Source organism: Stenotrophomonas sp. SORGH_AS_0321 (assembly GCF_031453215.1).
GTDB classification, from domain to species: Bacteria; Pseudomonadota; Gammaproteobacteria; order Xanthomonadales; family Xanthomonadaceae; genus Stenotrophomonas; species Stenotrophomonas chelatiphaga.
The window spans coordinates 3,186,670-3,205,756 of the sequence record NZ_JAVIZG010000001.1; the positions used below are offsets into that span (position 1 = coordinate 3,186,670).

16 protein-coding genes and 2 tRNA genes are annotated in these 19,087 nt (G+C 62.0%); 10 read left to right on the forward strand and 8 right to left on the reverse strand.

Annotated features, from left to right (window positions below; genetic code table 11):
• Positions 1-191 precede the first annotated feature (191 nt).
• Positions 192-611, forward strand: a complete 420-nt coding sequence (locus tag QE373_RS14345; RefSeq protein WP_309687717.1) for a hypothetical protein — start codon at positions 192-194, stop codon at positions 609-611.
• A gap of 27 nt (positions 612-638) precedes the next feature.
• On the opposite strand, the gene QE373_RS14350 is transcribed toward QE373_RS14345, so the two are convergent.
• The gene (locus tag QE373_RS14350; protein WP_309687719.1) at positions 639-1,052 is read right to left on the reverse strand and encodes a hypothetical protein; all 414 of its coding nucleotides are present in this window, start codon (positions 1,050-1,052) and stop codon (positions 639-641) included.
• A 587-nt stretch (positions 1,053-1,639) separates the two neighbouring features.
• Here QE373_RS14350 and QE373_RS14355 point away from each other — a divergent pair.
• From QE373_RS14355 to QE373_RS14375, 5 genes are all read left to right on the forward strand, one after another.
• Positions 1,640-2,776 carry a Fic/DOC family N-terminal domain-containing protein gene (locus tag QE373_RS14355; protein ID WP_309687721.1) on the forward strand — a complete coding sequence of 379 codons (1,137 nt, stop codon included), beginning with the start codon at positions 1,640-1,642 and terminating at the stop codon, positions 2,774-2,776.
• Positions 2,776-4,875, forward strand: a complete 2,100-nt coding sequence (locus QE373_RS14360) for a RecQ family ATP-dependent DNA helicase (RefSeq protein ID WP_309687723.1) — start codon at positions 2,776-2,778, stop codon at positions 4,873-4,875. Before QE373_RS14355 ends, QE373_RS14360 begins: the two co-directional genes overlap by 1 nt.
• 1 nt (position 4,876) lies before the next feature.
• Positions 4,877-6,214 (forward strand): DNA-processing protein DprA, encoded by a 1,338-nt coding sequence (locus tag QE373_RS14365; protein WP_309687725.1) that lies wholly within the window; start codon positions 4,877-4,879, stop codon positions 6,212-6,214.
• An 85-nt stretch (positions 6,215-6,299) separates the two neighbouring features.
• Entirely contained in the window at positions 6,300-7,241 is a 942-nt protein-coding gene (locus QE373_RS14370; RefSeq protein WP_309687729.1) for a DUF1837 domain-containing protein, read from the forward strand.
• Positions 7,238-9,772, forward strand: a complete 2,535-nt coding sequence (locus QE373_RS14375) for a DEAD/DEAH box helicase (protein ID WP_309687730.1) — start codon at positions 7,238-7,240, stop codon at positions 9,770-9,772. The genes QE373_RS14370 and QE373_RS14375 overlap by 4 nt, the downstream gene beginning before the upstream one ends.
• Before the next feature lie 208 nt (positions 9,773-9,980).
• On the opposite strand, the gene QE373_RS14380 is transcribed toward QE373_RS14375, so the two are convergent.
• Both QE373_RS14380 and QE373_RS14385 read right to left on the reverse strand, forming a co-directional pair.
• Positions 9,981-10,057, reverse strand: a tRNA-Arg gene (locus tag QE373_RS14380).
• A gap of 40 nt (positions 10,058-10,097) precedes the next feature.
• A tRNA-Pro gene (locus QE373_RS14385) sits at positions 10,098-10,174 on the reverse strand.
• Between the two features lie 183 nt (positions 10,175-10,357).
• Here QE373_RS14385 and QE373_RS14390 point away from each other — a divergent pair.
• On the forward strand, positions 10,358-11,128 hold the full coding sequence (locus QE373_RS14390; protein WP_123700530.1) for a Bax inhibitor-1/YccA family protein: 771 nt from the start codon (positions 10,358-10,360) through the stop codon (positions 11,126-11,128).
• A 100-nt stretch (positions 11,129-11,228) separates the two neighbouring features.
• On the opposite strand, the gene QE373_RS14395 is transcribed toward QE373_RS14390, so the two are convergent.
• From QE373_RS14395 to grxC, 5 genes are all read right to left on the reverse strand, one after another.
• Positions 11,229-12,143, reverse strand: a complete 915-nt coding sequence (locus tag QE373_RS14395) for a LysR family transcriptional regulator (protein WP_309687734.1) — start codon at positions 12,141-12,143, stop codon at positions 11,229-11,231.
• A 49-nt stretch (positions 12,144-12,192) separates the two neighbouring features.
• Complete coding sequence (locus QE373_RS14400) at positions 12,193-12,912, reverse strand: isochorismatase family protein (protein WP_309687736.1); 720 nt, start codon at positions 12,910-12,912, stop codon at positions 12,193-12,195.
• A gap of 255 nt (positions 12,913-13,167) precedes the next feature.
• The gene (locus QE373_RS14405; RefSeq protein WP_123700529.1) at positions 13,168-14,172 is read right to left on the reverse strand and encodes an isocitrate dehydrogenase; all 1,005 of its coding nucleotides are present in this window, start codon (positions 14,170-14,172) and stop codon (positions 13,168-13,170) included.
• A gap of 292 nt (positions 14,173-14,464) precedes the next feature.
• A complete protein-coding gene (locus QE373_RS14410; RefSeq protein ID WP_057506986.1) occupies positions 14,465-14,854 on the reverse strand; it encodes a carboxymuconolactone decarboxylase family protein in 390 nt (129 codons plus the stop codon).
• The gene (gene grxC / locus QE373_RS14415) at positions 14,851-15,147 is read right to left on the reverse strand and encodes a glutaredoxin 3 (RefSeq protein ID WP_057506987.1); all 297 of its coding nucleotides are present in this window, start codon (positions 15,145-15,147) and stop codon (positions 14,851-14,853) included. The genes QE373_RS14410 and grxC overlap by 4 nt, the downstream gene beginning before the upstream one ends.
• Before the next feature lie 141 nt (positions 15,148-15,288).
• Between grxC and QE373_RS14420 the strand changes: the two genes are divergently transcribed.
• From QE373_RS14420 to phoR, 3 genes are all read left to right on the forward strand, one after another.
• Positions 15,289-16,929, forward strand: a complete 1,641-nt coding sequence (locus QE373_RS14420; protein WP_309687741.1) for a M48 family metalloprotease — start codon at positions 15,289-15,291, stop codon at positions 16,927-16,929.
• A 124-nt stretch (positions 16,930-17,053) separates the two neighbouring features.
• A complete protein-coding gene (gene phoB, locus QE373_RS14425) occupies positions 17,054-17,743 on the forward strand; it encodes a phosphate regulon transcriptional regulator PhoB (protein ID WP_042614802.1) in 690 nt (229 codons plus the stop codon).
• Positions 17,744-17,757: 14 nt separating this feature from the next.
• Positions 17,758-19,086, forward strand: a complete 1,329-nt coding sequence (gene phoR / locus QE373_RS14430) for a phosphate regulon sensor histidine kinase PhoR (RefSeq protein ID WP_057506989.1) — start codon at positions 17,758-17,760, stop codon at positions 19,084-19,086.
• Position 19,087 lies beyond the last annotated feature (1 nt).

Genomic DNA, 19,087 nt, shown 5'->3' on the forward strand with positions numbered 1-19,087 from the left:
CCGTACGCTGCTGCCCGCGACCGGCCGCCGCGGCTGTCGCAATTACCTCTGCATACCCGCTACCACCGCACCGGATCGCGCGCTCCCCTGCCCTGCGCCACGGTGACCCTGCATGAACGAGCCCTGGATCGCTGGAGCCGCCCCCATGCTCCATGTCAGCGTGACCTTCTTTCCGGTGAGAGGTCGTTGCCATGAGTACCCGCTTTCGCCCTGTCCGCATCCGCACGCAGCTGCACCTGACCCTGCGCCTGACGCAGCGCCAACCGCCCGCTGACGGCGTGCCGCGGTGCGCGCTGTCCTTCCGCGCCAGCGCCCCAGCGGGCTGGTGGCTGACCCGGATGCTGCTGCAGTCCAACGAGTTGGATCGCCTGATTGGTGACCTGCAGCACCAGCAGTGCCTGCTGCCGGACGACGCCACGCAGCCGTGGCGGCGCCCCGGCTGGCTGGATGCGTCGCTGCCGCTGGGGCTGGCGCGGGGCGAATACGACGCGATGATCCAGGCACTGAGCGCGCGACGCGCGGACCTGCGGCGGACCTACCTGCCGCTGATGACCGCGATGCGCGCGGGCCGGTCCGTCCCGCAGGCAGTGGCTGCGATCATCGCCTGCTGACCGGTTCGCAATGGCCGATGCCAGCGGTCATACCGCGCCGCGCAGGGCGTCGCGGGCGCTGTCCACCAGCTCGCGCCCGAGCAGCAACAGTTCGTCCACCAGGGTGTCGCCGGGCGGCACGTCGGCGGTGGCGTCATAGGTATTGGCCTGCGCCTTCTGCAGGATCCGCAGCACCGCACCGAGCCCGCGCAGCTTGCGGTCGGCCAGCCGCACATCACAGCGCCAGGCATCGGCGGCCGTACAGGCCTCGTCATGGCATGCCGCCGCACGCAGGCGCTGCTGCATCGGTGGCAGGCCATGCACCGGCACATAGGCGGGTCGTACGTCGTCCTGCGCCATGAGGATGGCTTCGAGCCGCGACACGAAGCGCGGCGGCAGGTTATGGATGGCTTCGCCGATCAACGCGTACAGGCGCGTGCCGGCATCCAGCTGTGGCGACATCGGGAACCTCGCAGGGCTTGAAGCCACCTGCGCCGGAGCGCGAGGTGGCGGGCGATGCGGGTTGGAGTACCGGCAAGCATGTCTATCAAGAAAAACCGGCGGATCGGGAGATCCCCGCACATCGCCCGCCATTGAACCGGCGAGGCGATGCATTCTCCGCCGTGCCCGAAGGCCACAACAGAGTGCAGATAGACATGACTTGATCGGGACTCCAATCCCGGCCGACCCCGATGGGCCAGCAAGGACATCGTGCGCAGGCACGACCGCTGCGTCCATGAGGAAAATTGGAGTTTGTAGCGCGGATCCAAATGGCGCGCCGCGCCAGAGGATGATTAGAACTACGTCTACGCTTTAGCACTTTAAAATACGATTGGACTTTCCGGCTGCCTGAGCGACCAGAAACCGTCATCCAGCCCGACAATAATAACGTTCTCTTGACTTTCCTTCGGTGCTGGTAAAGAGTTCGTTCTTTGCGATGCTGCCTTGGAACGAGATCGCACCTTGTCCACCAAGTTAGCGCCTGGATGTGCTTTGCTGAAAGCGGAATGAAGCGTATGAGACAAGCCACTTGTCGGTACGAAAGCACAATGGCAGGTGATGAGGCTGTACACTCCTTCGTGCCTTCGGCTCAGCCGCCGCAAGACCCTAAAATTAAGATCGAAGGTCAACTTGCGGAGCGCCTACGGACGGCCGAGCACGCGCTGGTACGGCTCGATCTCGCAAGTGAGATGATACCGTCGATTGACTGGTTCATCTACGCTTTCGTGCGTAAGGAAGCGGTCATCTCGTCTCAGATCGAGGGCACGCAGGTGACCCTCATCGATCTGCTGAACTTCGAAGCCGAGCATGAGGTGGAGCCGGACGCGGATGTCGAGGAGATCTGCAACCATCTGGATGCACTGTCCTACGCACGCCAAGAGTTAGCCAAATCTGACGTCCTATCAATATCCATGCGGTTGCTGAACGGAGCACATCAGCGGCTCATGCACGGTGCGCGCGGAGCGACCAAGCAGCCCGGCGAGGTGCGACGGAGCCAAAACTGGATCGGCGGCAGTCGGCCAGGAAACGCCATCTATGTTCCGCCCCCTGTGCAGGCGCTTCCCAGCCTGCTTGGCGATTTCGAGAAATACCTTCATACGACAGACAACCTGCCACTGTTGGTAAGGGTCGGGCTGGCGCATGTACGATTCGAGAGCATCCATCCCTATCTCGACGGCAATGGTCGCTTGGGCCGCCTGCTCATTGCCTTGCTCCTCGAACACTGGGGGATGCTGAAGGCGCCGCTTCTTTATCTCAGCCTCTTTTTTAAACGCCACCGTGCCGAATATTTTCGCCGACTAACCGCCGTGCGCACCGACGGCGATTGGGAGGGCTGGACCGACTTCTTTCTCGACGCCGTGGCGACGATTGCCGACGAGGCCGTCGCATCGGCACGCGAGCTATTTGCCGTTGTCACATCGGACCGAGCCCGCGTACTGGCTCAGGACACGACATCTGCCTCAGCTGTGCGGCCGTTCGAGCTTTTGCCCAATCATCCGATTATCACTGTCGCGACCGCCATGACGCATATCGCGACGAGCAAGCCGACGGCCACTCGTGCCGTTGAGACGCTTATCGCTGCAGGCATTCTCGTCGAGACGACGGGCAAAAAGCGAGATCGCAGCTTCGCCTATCAAACCTATGTCGACCGACTGCGGATCGGCACTGAACTGGAGCACAGATAATGACCGATCGTTCGACCGCACTTTCTCTCCTCAGGCGGGCTCTTGGCGATAATGCGGCATCATTTCGCGATGGGCAATGGGAAGCCATCGACGCCTTGGTGAACAGACGGGAGCGTTTGCTGGTCGTACAGCGGACTGGTTGGGGTAAGAGTTCCGTCTATTTCATTGCCACCCGTATTCTCCGAGATCGTGGTCGTGGACCAACTCTCATCGTTTCTCCACTTCTCGCTCTGATGCGTAACCAGATTCAAGCCGCGAGTCGTCTTGGCATTCGCGCTCTAACCATAAATTCTACGAACAGAAACGAATGGCCGGCACTTCAACAGGTCGTGCGGGCCAATCAGGCTGATGCGCTTCTGATTTCTCCCGAACGTCTGGCCAATGACGATTTCGTGGAAAACGTCTTGCTACCAATCGCAGAAACGATTGGCTTGCTCGTCGTTGATGAGGCCCACTGCATATCCGACTGGGGCCACGATTTTCGGCCCGACTATCGGCGCCTCGTCAACGTTTTGCAGAGGATGCCGGAGAACGTCCCAATACTGGGTACGACAGCGACGGCGAACAATCGCGTCGTTGCGGATGTTCAAGCACAATTGGGCAACATTGGAATCGAGCGCGGAGCACTCACACGGCAAACACTCGCGCTACAGACGTTGCGCCTCCCCACGCAGGCAGCGCGTCTCGCGTGGCTGGTGGAACATACCAATGAACTTCCGGGCACAGGTATCATTTACACGCTGACAAAGCGCGATGCGAACCAGGTTACTGATTGGCTCAATCAGCACCGCATTTCTGCCCGACCTTACTATAGCGGCGTACTGGGCGATGGGTTTGAAGACTCCGACGCCTATCGTGAGCACCTTGAAGATCAACTCCTTAAAAACGAGATCAAGGTATTGGTCGCGACGACTGCCCTTGGAATGGGATACGACAAGCCGGATCTCGGCTTCGTCGTTCACTATCAGGCACCCGGATCGATCGTTGCCTATTATCAGCAAGTCGGCCGGGCCGGCCGTGGCATTGCTCACGCAGTCGGCGTTTTAATGTCAGGCGACGAAGATGATCACATCCACGAATTCTTTCGTGGCAGCGCGTTCCCGCGCGAGCGATGGGTTCAATCGATCCTGGAGGCGCTTGAAGACAGCGATGGTCTGAGCACGGCTCAAATCGAGGAAATAGTGAACCTGCGACACGGCCAGATCGAACAGGTACTCAAGTTCCTTTCCGTCGATAGTCCAGCCCCTGTCATCAAGGACGGCTCGAAATGGCAGAGAACCCCCGTCCCATTTCGCATGAATCATGAACGCATTCAGCGTCTAACCGAGCAGCGCGAGATCGAGTGGGGCGAAGTTCAAGCCTACATCGATGAACCGCGATGTCTGATGGAGTTTCTGGCCAACGCTCTTGATGATGTGAACCCGCAGGCATGCGGCAAATGCGCCAACTGCTTGGGCAGGCCAGTCGTGGATCCATCATTCACTCGCAAAACGGCGATCGTGGCCGGTCGTTTCCTGCGCCACTCCGAGATCGTCTTGGATTGCAACAAGCAGGTCGCAAAGGATGCCTTCGCCGAATATGGGCTCATAGGGAACCTCCCCTTAGAGCTCCGCGCAGAACCAGGTCGGATTCTTTCGCGTTGGGGTGATGCTGGTTGGGGGCAAGTGGTAGCTGACGACAAACACAATGGTCGCTTCAGAGACGAACTCGTTGATGCTGTTGCGGAGATGCTGCGCGATCGCTGGCAACCTAATCCGTCACCGACATGGGTCACCTGTGTCCCGTCCAGAAACCATCCGACACTTGTACCTGATTTAGCGCACCGCCTCGCGAAGGCTCTTGGCCTCCCGTTCGTGCCGGCAATCGTCAAGGTGAAGGACAATGAGCCCCAGAAGGGGCAGCAGAACAGGTTTCACCAGTGCCGCAACCTCGATGGTGTTTTCGCAGTCGTCGGGAACGTGCCCACCGGCGCTGTGCTCCTTCTGGATGACGTCGTGGACTCGGCGTGGACGATGACGGTGGCCGCTGCGCTTCTCAGGCAGGCCGGCAGTGGTCCTGTTTGGCCAGTTGCGTTGACTACTTCGAGCGTGGGAGGCTGACATGCATCTTACACCTCAAGCGCAGGCAGTAATGCTTCTAACCGTGTCGTTCGGGAAGTCAGATTCGCAGGATGGAAAGCCCTTCTCCAACAGCGAGTGGGCAAAATTTGCTATCTGGCTAAAAGACCATGGGCTGGAGCCTGCCGCCTTGCTGAAGGGGGATCTGGACTCTCTACTCACGGGCTGGGTGGATCGTACAGTTTCAATAGCGCGTATTCGAGCACTTTTAGGCAGGGGAGCAGCCCTTGGGCTCGCGCTCGAAAAGTGGCAGCGGGCTGGTTTATGGGTTCTAACGAGATCTGACCATGAATACCCAGAGCGACTAAAGCGGCGACTTCGTTCGGAGTCCCCCGCCGTTTTATTTGGCTGCGGAAACAAGGATCTTCTTAATACCGGCGGTATCGCGGTCGTAGGCTCGCGTGACGCCGACGATGAGGACCTCGCTTACACCGGAAGACTTGGTGCAGAGGCAGCAGCTCAGGGATATTCTCTTGTCTCAGGCGGAGCTCGCGGTGTCGATCAAAGCGCAATGCTTGGGGCTTTGGAAAGCCAAGGCACAGCCGTGGGTGTTCTTGCCGACAGCCTGCTTCGGTCCGCAACATCAGTGAAGTATCGCAAGCACATCATGTCTGGCGATTTAGCGCTCATTAGTCCCTTTAATCCAGAGGCAGGTTTTAATGTCGGTCATGCGATGTCGCGCAACCGATACATCTACTGCCTAGCCGATGCTGCCGTGGTGATCAGCAGCACGCGCAATAAGGGAGGAACGTGGAACGGAGCGATCGAAGATATCCGGGCGGGGTGGGTCCCGCTTTGGGTGAAGCCGAGCAGCGACCAGAACTCCGGCAATCGAGAACTTGCCCAGCGTGGAGCGAACTGGTTTCCGGAAGATATGACTTCGCTGTCAAAACTATTTGAGGGAACTCACTCCGCACCGCTGCAAAACTTGGGCAGCGAAGTTCCGCTGATTGCGCAAGATAATGAGCAAGAAGCCGAATCCGACAAGGAAAGAAGAACCGAAACCAGTGCACCAGGAAAAAGTTCGCTGTTATCGGAGCCATTAGTGGATGCGCCGGTCACTTCCGGCGTCTCGGTTCCCGAGAACAGCGTGTTGGTCGATGTAGACTTCTACACACTTTTCCTTGCTCGGATAGTTGAGTTTGCATCTGCCGCACCTATGACGGTGGACGATGTAGCTGCGCGCCTTGAACTGGAGAAGGCGCAGGTGAACGCATGGCTGAAGCGGGCTGACGATGAAGGAAAAGTTGCGAAGCTAACGAAACCTGTGAGATATCTAATCAATCCCACAGCGCGCAGGCAGGCCGCGTTATTTGGGTGATAAAAGATGATCTTGAATCATTGGGGAGCATGATTTGATTGGACGAGGCATAACTGAAGCCGCAAGCTCCGATTTAGACACAGTCTTGGCAGCACTTAGCCGCGACTATTCTAAATTGGGGCCGAGGATTAGGGAACTAAAGCACGAGGTGACGTGCAAGTCGGCGGGGGTCACGCTTCGCCTGCATTTTCCCGCCTTTCGACAAGGCAAGACCACTATTCACGAACTGGTGGAGTTGGCTTGGCTTCACCTGACGCCGTTCGCGTTAACGCGAAAGGAAATCGATGCGGTGAGAGCGCTTCAGTCAACTCTGCCGTTCGACGATTTTCTGATCAAGACCACCCAACTCAATGACACGGCCGCCAAGCTTTTTATTAAAGCGCACAAGGCAACAAATCGAAACGGCGAGGCTGGCGAACTTCTGCTCTATCTATTGACCGAGTGGATATTAGGCGCACCGCAGGTCATCGCCAAGATGACCTTGAAAACAAATTCGCAAATGCCTGTCCACGGTGCGGACGGTGTCCATGTTCGCTATTGTCCAGAGACCGCAAGGCTGTTTATGTATTGGGGCGAGTCGAAAATGTATGGTGAGGTCGGCGCAGCTATCACCGCTGCTGCGACGTCGATTGCAAAATCTTTGAAGCCCGACGAACTGGGCCACGAACTCCAGCTTGTTCAGCGAAACATCGATTTCACAGGCTTGGGAACCGACGGCAAAGCGGCGCTATTGCGATACTTGGACCCCCACGAGGAAGAATACAACGAACGCAAGGATGTCATCACCTGCTTAATCGGCTTCGATTTTGATGGTTTCCAAAAGGCTAGCGCTGCTGGTGATCAGGGTGCCGAAGACGCATTCGGCGCACTGGCGAAAGAGGCGCTTGTAGCAGTGGCACCGAAGGTTTCAGCCGCGCTCAAGACGGCTGGGCTGGATTCGCAGGATGTGGAGATGTTCTTCTTCCCGCTCCCAGATGTCCAGGAATTTCGCGATCTCTTTCAGGCTCGGATTGGTTGGCTGCCATGATGCAGGAGCTGGCTGATAAGGTTTGGGGAAACCCCGGCTTTCACGATGCCGCACATCGCATTGAGATCGCGTGGCTAACCAAAGAAATCGGTGGCATCGTTGATGGTGACGCCGACCTCGCGGACGCCACGCGATTGATGCGTTCAGCGGCCATCTTGGCTTGCTCCGAGACCGCAGATCATCGACGCGCGGCGTTCCGGGTTGCGACTTGTGCGTACGACTTGTTCGGCACTGGCCAAGTCCCCTTGGACCAGGCCCTACGTGTCGTGCTCACGCGTCTCGGCAACTTTCCTTCCATCGGCACCCGCGTGGACGTGGCTTCCGCGCGCACCAGTCTACCGCTCATGCTTGCCGCAGAAGAAATTGCGTCGGCTGATGCTCATGAAGTTACCATCAACGGACAAGCGGTGCTGCTGACCGACTTTCAGCGAAAATTGTGGCTGAATCTCATCCAAAGTCGCCGCATCGCGCTAGCGGCGCCGACATCCGCTGGAAAATCCTTTGTTTTGCAGGGGTATCTCTCGGCATTGTTCGACAGCGGGCAGCCAAAATCAATCGTGTACATCGTCCCGACCCGCGCCCTGATCGCTCAGGTGGCTGATGACTTGAAAATCCAATTTAGGGGATTGGCGCAGAATATTCCTGACATCGTGACGGTCCCTCTGGATGCTGAAACGACTCTCGCTGAGCGGACAATCTACGTGATGACTCAAGAGCGGGTGCAACTCGCCCTTGGAGCCCACCCCGATTTCAGTGCCAACGTCATCATTGTTGACGAAGCACATTCGATTGCGGACGGATCGCGGGGCGTACTACTGCAATGGGTCATCGACGATCTATTGATCCGAAACCCCGCATCACAAATTCTCTTCGCCAGCCCAGCGATCCGAAATCTAGATGTGTTTGGCAGGCTCTTTGGCCTGGACGACGTCGTCGAGTTTTCTTCGGTAGAGCCGACCGTTGCGCAGAACTTTTTGGTCACGACCGTCGAATCAGCAACCAAGGGCAAACTGGTGATCCAAACGGCTGGCGACGGATCCAGAGCGCTACGGCAAGTCGCAAAGCTGCAACTGGACCGGACGGTCGCGAGCCGAACAGAGAAACTTGTCCATATCCCGGCGGTGCTCGGACACGGGCATTCCAACATCATTTATGCCAATGGCGCCGCTGAAGCGGAAAGTGTTGCGCTCCAGCTTGCAGAGTTGATGTCCGATCGAGAACCAACCGAAGCACGGCTCGCGTTATCCGACTTGGCGAAAGAAGCGGTGCACGCCAATTATGCGTTGGTCGAGTGCGTCAAACACGGCGTGGCATTTCACTATTCTAATATCCCAACCCAACTCCGACGTGCGATTGAAGCTGCAGTATCGTCAGGCGATATCGATTATCTTGTTTGCACAAGCACCTTGCTTCAAGGTGTCAATCTGCCTGCCAAGAACATATTTATGTTTGCTCCGGAAAAAGGTCGAACTAGAGCACTTGAATCGACCGACTTTTGGAACCTTGCTGGCCGTGCCGGTCGGCTCAAGCGGGAATTTCAGGGGAACATCTTCCTAATCGACTATGACAAGTGGAAGAAGAAGCCACTCGATGGTCCAAAAGATTCCGTCGTTACGCCGGCGATTGAAAGCAGCCTTAGTAACCACCGTGACCAGCTAATGAATGTGATTGTTGGCGCGCCAACAGCAGTTCGCAGTGTTGAGACCGCTCTTGAGACGACTTTCGTTCGCCTCTATGCCGATTTTAAAGGCGGCGCTCTTGGTCAAACATTCGAACGAGCTGGTCTTCTGGCGGGCGATACACAGTCCAGTCTGTTGGAGGCTGCGCTTACGTCGGCCAGCGAGAAGCTAACGCTGCCAGCGGCAGTTCTCAGTCGAACTCCGAACATCTCCGCTCACAAGCAACAGCGGCTTTATGACCGGTTGAGCGCGAGGATAGCGTTAGGTGCCGATGTCGCGCGAACCCTCATTCCTTCTCATCCTCGGGAAAGCGAAGCATTCCAGTCATACGCGGATGTTTTGGAGCTGTGCCACGAAATCATCCTTGGTATCGACACCTCAAAGAACTTGCATCGGTTCCATGCCCTGATTGCGCGACGCTGGATGCTTGGCCACCCGCTTTCCCAAATCATCGACGACCAAATCTCGCGAAATTCTTCGAAAGCCGTTCGAACAACAATCAGGAGCACATTGGATTTGATCGAAGGTGATATCCGATTCCAAGCCGTCCGGCTGTTTGGTTGCTACAGTGCGCTTCTTGTCTACGCTCTCGACACCGCAGGCTTGGTGGACATGGCATCCAGCATTCCGTCTTTGCCACTCTACCTAGAGATCGGCGCATCAGACAAAACGATGATCAGCTTCATCTCTTTAGGATTGTCACGCGTCACCGCGATGAAACTGAACGAAATGTCTGCTCGTAAAGACCTCGATACCGTGGGCGCACTACAGTGGTTGCACACCCGTCCACTGGAAGCGCTGGGACTTTCACCTCTCTTGCTTGCTGAGGTGCGGGCGATTGCGATTGCCTAGAGATTCCACAAGCACACAAGCTTCGAACAGCGGCATTGGGAGGATGCCCAAGGTGCACTCAACGACATCGACAGTTAGCCGATGAGTGCAGTTAGAATTTTCCGTCCGCCAATTGCCGTCGCTTCTACGCTTTTTTTCACCACAAGTTATTTCTGTGCGGGAAACGGCGGTGTTTGGCGTTCTCAAATAGGGCAGATTTATGAGTATTTGGCGCGCCCGACAGGAATCGAACCTGTAACCGCCGGCTTAGAAGGCCGGTGCTCTATCCAGTTGAGCTACGGGCGCCCGAACCGGGTGGACCAACCCACTCCAACAGGGCGATGGTTGGTCGGGGTAGAGGGATTCGAACCCCCGACATCCTGCTCCCAAAGCAGGCGCGCTACCAGACTGCGCTATACCCCGGCGATGCTTCCTGCCAGGGCGGGGCCCACAAGCAGACGGGAATTGTGAACAACCGGACCTGGTTCTGTCAAACCTGCGCAGGGGTACGCAGGCGCGGCCCGGCCGGCTGCTGCGGCCGTGCGTTATGCTGGCTGCAGACGGCCGGATGGCCTCCCCTCCCCTCTTTTCGCACGGAGATCGCACATGCGCAGCGGCAACCCGGCTCTTTCCGAGTCCACCTTCCTTGACCTTGGCAGCGGCACCGTTTCCGCCCGCGGCGACCAGGTGATGACGCTCAACGGCACCGTCAACAAGACCGGCCTGCTGTTGCTGCTGACCGTGCTGACCGCGTCGTTCTCGTGGAGCCAGGCGCTGGTGACCGGCGGTGAGACGGCCGGTACGTTGTCGTCGGCCGGCATGGGTTACCTGATCGGCGGTGCGCTGGGCGGCTTCGTGCTGGCGCTGATCACCGTGTTCAAGAAGACCTGGTCGCCGGTCACCGCGCCGATGTACGCGCTGGTGGAAGGCCTGTTCCTGGGCGCGGTCTCGGCGGTGTTCGAACAGCGCTTCCCGGGCATCGTGTTCCAGGCCGTGCTGGCCACCTTCGGCACGCTGGTCGCGCTGCTGGTGGCGTACCGCAGCGGGCTGATCAAGGCCACCGAGAACTTCAAGCTGGGCGTGGTCGCGGCTACCGGCGGCATCGCGCTGCTGTACCTGGCGTCGATCGTGCTGGGCCTGTTCGGCATCAACGTGCCGGTGATCCATGAAGCCAGCGGGCTGGGCATCGCCTTCAGCGTGTTCGTGGTGATCGTGGCGGCGTTGAACCTGGTGCTGGATTTCGATTTCATCGAAAGCGGCGTGGAACAGGGCGCGCCGAAGTTCATGGAGTGGTACGGCGCGTTCGGGCTGATGGTCACCCTGGTGTGGCTGTACGTTGAATTCCTGCGCCTGCTGTCGAAGATCCAGCAGCGCTGAGCCGGCCGGGAAAAGGGGTCAGAGTCCGGGGTCAGAGTCCTTTTCTGCGAAAAGGAGTCTGACCCCTGCCGCGCCCCCTGCCGCGTCCCCTGCCGGGCGACTACCGTGCGGTCAGTGACGACTGCAGGGCAGCGTAGTGCGCCGCCAGATGATCGACCAGCGCGCGCACTTTCGGTGCGAGCGCGCGGGCATGCGGGTACAGCGCGTAATAGCGTCGCTGGCCGGCGGTCCAGTCCGGCAGCACGCGGATCAGGCGTCCGGCGCGCAGGTCGTCCTGCACGGTGAGTGCGGTGAACACGGTGATGCCCATGCCGGCAAGCGCGGCGGCATGAAGTGCCGGCGTTGCATCCACCGCCAGCCGCTGGCCGGCTTCGACCTCCAGCTGCGCCCCGCGCGGGCCCTGCAGCTGCCACGGTGCACGCGCGGTAACCGGACTGAATGCCAGTAGTGCGTGCTGCGCCAGATCGCTGCCGTGGCGCGGCAGGCCATGCCGGGCCAGATACGACGGTGCGGCCACCAGGATGCGGTCACAGCAGGCCAGTTCGCGCGCCACCATCTGGCTGTCCGGCAGTTCATGGGCAATGCGCAGCACCAGGTCGAAGCCACCGCCCACCACATCCACCAGCTGGTCGTCCGCGCACAGGTCCAGCGCGATCTGCGGGTGACGCGACAGGAACGCCGGCAACCAGTGCGGCAGCTCCTGGCTGGCGACCACCTGGGGCACGCTGATGCGGATGCGACCGCTCGGCTGCGCCTGTGCGGCACGGGCGCGGTTGTCGGCCAGTTCCAGCCGGTCCAGCAGCTCCACCGATTCGGCGTAATACTGGCGACCGGCTTCGGTCAACGCGAAGCGGCGGCTGTTGCGATCCAGCAGCCGTACGTCCAGATGGTCTTCCAGCTGCCGCAGTTGCCGCGACATCGCCGAATGCGTGGTGCCCATGCGCTCGGCGGCGGCGGTAAAGGTGCCGGCTTCGACAATGGCACGCAACGCACGCAACGCGGCGAAATGGTCCATCGTCGGCACGCTCCGGCAGCGCCCGCCGGGTGCGGGCGCTGCCAGCTTATCAGCGCGCGGCAGCGGCGGCCTTGCCGACCAGGCCGATGATCGCGTCGGTGGTCATGACGTCGCCATAGGTGTCTTCAACCGTAGCCAGACTGGCTGCGTGCAGCGTCTTGTGATCGATGCTCGTCCCGGTGGCCAGCTGCAGGTCACGGGTGGCGGTCGCATCGGAGGAGACGATCACCCGGTAACCGCGCGGTGCAGCCGCCGCATCACGGGCAGCACCCGACACGCAGGCGTGGGTCATCAGGCCGGTGATGATCAGCGTATCAATGCCGGCCTCCTTCAAGGTCTTGTCCATCACCACGGCCGAGGCACCGGCGAAGACGCTCACGTTGTCCTTCTGCACCACGGTTTCACCGGTGCGCGGCTGCATGTCCGGATGGAACTGCACGGTCTTGCCCCCTTCGGCGAACAGCGGAGCGCCGGCCGGCAGCACGTGCTGGACGTGGATCACGCGGATGCCCTTGGCATCGGCCGCCCTGATCAGCCGACGGGTGTTCTCCAGGGCACTGGCGCCATCGGGGATCACCATGCGGCCGCCCGGAAAGTATTCGTTCTGGAAATCGATGACGAGGACCGCCGTCTTGTCTGCCTGCAGGGCGTCGATCGGGAGGGCACCGGCCATGTGGCGGATGGTGGGATGGGCCGGCTCGGCGGCGGCGGCCGGGGCGACGGCGGCCATGCCGATCAGGCTGGCAAGACCGAAAGCTGCGATGTTCATGCGGTTGGTACCTTGGCTGCGGAGTGTGCAGCCAGCTTGACTCCTGCCCCGCATGCCGCACAGTCCAGAACCCGCACGCCATCTGTGCGTAGTCCGCACAGACCTCGAGAAGGGGTCAGAGTCGGGGGTCAGAGTCCTTTTTCCGCAAAAGGAATCCGACCCCCGACTCCGACCCCCGACTCTGACCCCTGCTCCAAACGCAACGAGGCGCCCGAAGGCGCCCCGCTGGTAGTGCAGTGACCGTACCGCCGCCGCTTACAGGCGGCTGGCGATGGCCTGGGCGAAGCCCATGGTGTTGCCGGTGCCGCCGAGGTCGCCGGTCAGCGAATCCTTGGCTTCCAGCGTGGCGACGATGGCCTTGCGCAGGCGCTCGGCGTTTTCCGGCTGGCCGATATGGTCCAGCATCTGCGCCGCCGCCAGCAGCAGGGCGCACGGGTTGGCCTTGCCCTGGCCGGCGATGTCCGGCGCGGTGCCGTGCACGGCTTCGAAGATCGCCGCGTTCTCACCGATGTTGGCGCCCGGGGCCAGGCCGAGGCCGCCGACCAGACCGGCGCACAGGTCGGAGATGATGTCGCCGAACAGGTTGGTGGTGACGATCACATCGAACTGTTCCGGACGCATCACCAGCTGCATGCAGCAGTTGTCGACGATCATTTCCTGGAACTCGATGTCCGGGTACTTGGCGGCCACTTCGCGCGCCACGGCCAGGAACAGGCCCGAGGTCGACTTGATGATGTTGGCCTTGTGCACGGCGGTGACCTTCTTGCGGCCGGTGCTGCGGGCCAGTTCGAAGGCATAGCGCACGATGCGCTCGGAGCCCTTGCGGGTGATGCGGGTACCGGAGAAGGCGGTCTCGCCGTCGGCCGACACTTCCTGGCCTTCGGCCAGGTAGGCACCTTCGGTGTTCTCACGCACGGTCACCAGGTTGACGTTGTCGAAACGCGACTTGGTGTTCGGGAAGGTGTGCGCCGGGCGGACGTTGGCGTACAGGTCGAAGTGGCGGCGCAGGCTGACGTTGATCGAGGTGAAGCCACCGCCGATCGGGGTGCTCAGCGGGCTCTTCAGCGCGATCTTGTTGCGCGCGATCGATTCCAGCGTGGAGGCCGGCATCAGGTCGCCATGCTTTTCCAGCGCGACCAGGCCGGCGTCGGCGTCTTCGTATTCCAGGCCGGCGTTGAGCTTGTCCAGGACGTACAGGGTAGCGTCCATGATCTCCGGGCCGATGCCATCGCCGCGGATGACCGTGATTTTCTGCGTCATTGATCAAATTTCCGAACAGGGGGAAAAACGCCGTCCGGGGGTGTCCGGTGGACCGGCGCAGGTAAGTTTCACCCGCAATTATGCCTCAGCCGGGTCCAAGCTCCCAAATAGACCAAAGTCCGAGGCCGGGATAGCGCCAAGCCATGCTTGGCGAGCGCAGCGGAAAGCGCAGAAGCAGACGGCCAGCGGCCGTCACTACCGTAGGGCAGGTAGCGCCAAGTCATGCCCGGCGAGCGCAGCGCCACCACCCCCCGGAATTCCGCCGAGGATGGCGCGGCGCTACCAGGGGCGGTCAGTGCTCGTGTTCGGCCGGGGCGGCGGCGCCGGCTTCAAGCTGGTCCAGGAAGTCCACCGCGCGGCGCAGGTGCGGGATCACGATGGAGCCGCCCACCACCAGGCCGACCGAGAACGTTTCGAAGAACTCATCGCGCTCCACGCCGGCGGCCTTGCACTGGGCCACGTGGTAGCTGATGCAGTCGTCGCAGCGCAGCACCAGCGATGCCACCAGGCCCAGCAGTTCCTTGGTCTTCACATCCAGCGCGCCGGCCTGGTAGGTCTGGGTGTCCAGTGCGAAGAAGCGGCGCACGACCTGGTTGGGTTCGGCCAGGATGCGCTCGTTCATCTTCTTGCGGTAGGCGTTGAATTCAGCCAGGCGGTCGCCGCTTTCGTCCGCTGCGCTCATGCTGCGCCCTGCCCGGCCAGCAGCGGCTCCAGCTTGCCTTCCCGGTGCAGGGCCATCATGTCATCGTAGCCGCCGACATGGACCTCGCCGACGAAGATCTGCGGCACGCTGGTGCGGCGGGTCTTGGCCATCATCTTTTCGCGCTCGGCGGCATCCAGGTCGATGCGCACCTCGGTCCACTGCTGGCCCTTGCTCTTGAGGAAGTTCTTGGCCGCCACGCAGTACGGGCAGACAGCGGTGGAATAAATGGTGATGGCGGGGGCGCCACCAGCAGGCTGTTCAACTTGGCTCACGGGAAACTCCACGACGGTTCGACTGTCTGTATATGGTAGCGGCCTGATGGAAAATCCACGCCATGGCCGCAACACTGTGGATTAACGATAGGTTTCCCCCCGGCCTGCCACGCTGGGGGACGCTGCCCGAGGACCGACCGCTTGCGACCGCTGCTGCTCTCCGCTGCCCTGACCCTCGCATTGGCTGTGCCGCTGGCCCAGGCCCAGGATTCGCTGCCCGATATCGGCTCGTCTGCCGGTGAACTGCTGACCCCCGCCCGCCAGGCCGAGTACGGCGGCATGATGCTGCGCGAACTGCGCAACTACGGCTACCTGCTGGACGATCCGCTCACCGCCGAATGGCTGCAGACCATGGGCACCCGGCTGGGGTCCAACAGCGCCCAGCCGCGCCAGCAGTACACCTTCTTCATGATGAAGGACCGGCAGATCAACGCCTTCGCCACGCTGGGTGGCTATATCGGGGTGAATGCCGGACTGGTGCTCACCGCCGAACGCGAGGACGAGGTCGCCGCGGTGCTGTCCCACGAAATCGCCCACGTCACCCAGCAGCACGTGCTGCGCGGGGTGGAACGGGCGCAGCGTGACCAGATTCCGATCCTGCTGGGCATGCTGGCGGCGGTGATCGCCTCGCAGCAGGCCGGCGGCAATTCAGCCGGCAACGCCACCATGGCCAGCATCGCCTCGGGCATGGGCCTGATGCAGCAGCGGCAGATCGATTACACCCGCTCCAATGAATCCGAGGCCGACCGGCTGGGCATCCGTACGCTGGCCCGCAGCGGCTACGACGTGGACGCGATGGCCGGCTTCTTCGAGCGCATGAGCGCTTCGATGCGCGGCAATGACGGCGGTTACAACGTGCCGGATTTCCTGCGCACCCACCCGGTCAACACCACCCGCATCAGCGAAGCCAAGCTGCGCGCCGAGCAGATGAAGAAGGACACCGTGGTGCTGACCACCGAGGTGCCCGGTGGCGTGCGCACCGAACGGGTGAACCCGAGCGATCCCGGTCTGTCCGACCCGATCACCCGCCGCAACAACCTGCTGCTGCCGCCGGGCATGCAGGTATCGGTGGGCCAGCTCAGCCGCGGTTCCAGCGGCGATTTCGACTGGGCCCGCGAGCGCCTGCGGGTGCTCAGCGCGGTGACGCCGTCTGAGCTGACCCGGGAGTACCAGGGGCTGGCGCGGCAGAAGGGCGGCCTGACCCCGGCCCAGCGCTACGGCCAGGCACTGGCCCAGCTGACCACCGGCACCGGCGGTGCGGCCGGCGCCGCGCGCGCCCTGGCTGAATTGAACGACGCCGACCCGGGAAACCTGTGGGTGGCACTGGCGCTGGGCGAAGCAGAATCCCGCTCCGGCCAGGCCGCCAAGGCCAATGAACGCTTCGAGGCGCTGCTGCGCGAGCATCCGGGCAGCCGCCCGGTGGCGCTGACCTTCGCGCAGATTCTCAATGAGCAGGGCGGCCAGGCGGCCGGACAGCGCGCGCAGGCGATGCTGCGGCCCCTGCTGTCACAAAGCGGCAACGATCCGGTCTTCCAGCAGCGCTTCGCCCGCGCCAGTGAACTGGCCGGCGATGCCCACCGCGCCAGCGAAGCCTATGCCGAAGCGGCCTACCTCAATGGCCGCCCGGAACAGTCACTGATGCAGCTGCAGGCGCTCAAACGCCAGCCCGGCCTGGATTACGTCACCCGCGCGCGGGTGGACGCACGCATCGAAACCATCACCCCGACCGTGCTGGAAATGCGCCGCCAGGGCGTCAACGACCCCGAGCTCGAGCGCCGCTGAGGTACGCCGCCCGGCGAGCTGCCGACCGCTGGTCGTTACAGCGGGGTCGATGGCGTCACAAACATGTCATCAAATCGTAGTCTACTGACGTCACTCCCGATCTGATGAGCAACTTGGTGGCCTCGTGCAGAAACGCATCCTGATCGTCGACGACGAACCCGCGATCCGCGAAATGGTGGCCTTTGCCCTGCGCAAGGGCGATTACGAGCCGATCCACGCCGGCGACGCACGCGAAGCACAGACGGCCATCGCCGATCGCGTGCCCGACCTGATCCTGCTGGACTGGATGCTTCCGGGCACCAGCGGCCTGGACCTGGCCCGCCGCTGGCGCAAGGAGGCCCTGACCCGCGAGGTGCCGATCATCATGCTGACCGCACGTGGCGAGGAAAACGACCGGGTCGGCGGACTGGAGGCCGGCGTGGACGATTACGTGGTCAAACCGTTCTCGGCCCGCGAGCTGCTGGCACGGATCCGTGCGGTGATGCGCCGGGCGCGCGACGACGACGAAGATGGCAGCGTGGCGGTGGGTTCGGTGCGCATCGACGGCGCCGCCCATCGCGTGTTCGCCAACGACCAGCCGGTGCCGATCGGCCCGACCGAATACCGCCTGCTGCACTTCTTCATGACCCACCCCGAACGCGTGTACACGCGGGCGCAGTTGCTGGATCACGTCTGGGGCGGCAGTGTGTACGTGGAAGAGCGCACCATCGACGTGCACATCCGCCGCTTGCGCAAGACGCTGGAACCGTTCGCCGCTGAAAACATGGTGCAGACCGTGCGCGGTGCCGGCTACCGCTTCTCCACGTCCACCTGATCACTGGTACTGCAATGCCGCGTCACATCCGTTCCGCCTGGTTCAAGACCCTGGCCACCCTGACCACGGTGCTGTTGTTGTCCGGGGTGGCAGGTTGGGCGCTGGGTGATGCGTGGATGGGACTGGCGATCGCCGCCATCGGCGCGCTGGCCTGGCACTACTGGCGGCTGCGCCGGGTGCTCGGCCGGCTGACCGCGCGCCAGCGCTGGGAGATCGCCGACGGTGCCGGCGTCTGGAACGAACTGGACCGCGTGGTGTCGCGCAACCAGCATGAAATGCGCGTGCGCAAGCGCCGCCTGCTGGACATGCTGCGCAGCTACCGGGCCGCGGCCGCCGCGCTGCCCGATGCGGTGGTGGTGCTGGACCGCAACAGCCAACGCGTACAGTGGTTCAACGAAGCGGCCACGACGCTGCTTGGCCTGCACCATCCCGGTGACCTGGGCCAGGCGCTGGTGCAGCGCCTGCAGCCGATGCCGCTGGCCCACTGGCTGGCCGGTGGACGCAATGCCGAACCGATCCTGGACGTGCCCTCGCCGGTGGATCCGGCGATCCGCCTCAACCTGCGCCTGATCCCCTATTCGGCCGACCACTGGCTGCTGATCGCCCGCGACGTCAGCAAGCTGCTGCGGCTGGAACAGGTGCGCCGTGACTTCGTCGCCAACGTATCGCACGAACTGCGCACGCCGCTGACCGTGGTGCATGGTTACCTGGACATGATGGATCCAGAGGACTTCCCCGGCACCGGGCCGATGCTGGAAGAGATGCGCAAGCAGAGCCAGCGCATGGCCCAGCTGGTGGAAGACCTGCTGACCCTGTCGCGGCTGGAATCGCAGGAAGCCGGCGATGCCGAAGTGGTCGCCATGCTGCCGATGCTGGCCACGCTGCGCCGCGAAGCCGAAGCCCACAGCCAGGGCCGCCACCAGATCACCGTGGAAGACCATGCCGGGGTGGACCTGCTGGGGTCGATCAAGGAACTGCACAGTGCGTTTTCCAACCTGGTTACCAACGCGGTGCGCTATACGCCGGCCGAAGGCCAGGTGCGGGTGATCTTCAGCCGCGAAGGCGACGGCGTGGTGCTGGCCGTGCACGATACCGGCTATGGCATCCCGGCCAACCACCTGCCGCGGCTGACCGAACGCTTCTACCGCGTGTCCAGCAGCCGTTCGCGCGAAAGCGGCGGTACCGGCCTGGGCCTGTCCATCGTCAAGCACATCCTTGGCCTGCACCACGCCCGCCTGGAGATCCAGAGCGAGGTCGGCAAGGGCTCCACGTTCTCCTGCCATTTCGATGCCGCGCACGTCCGCGCGCGCGATGTGGCCGCCTCCCTCCACGCCGAAGATTGAA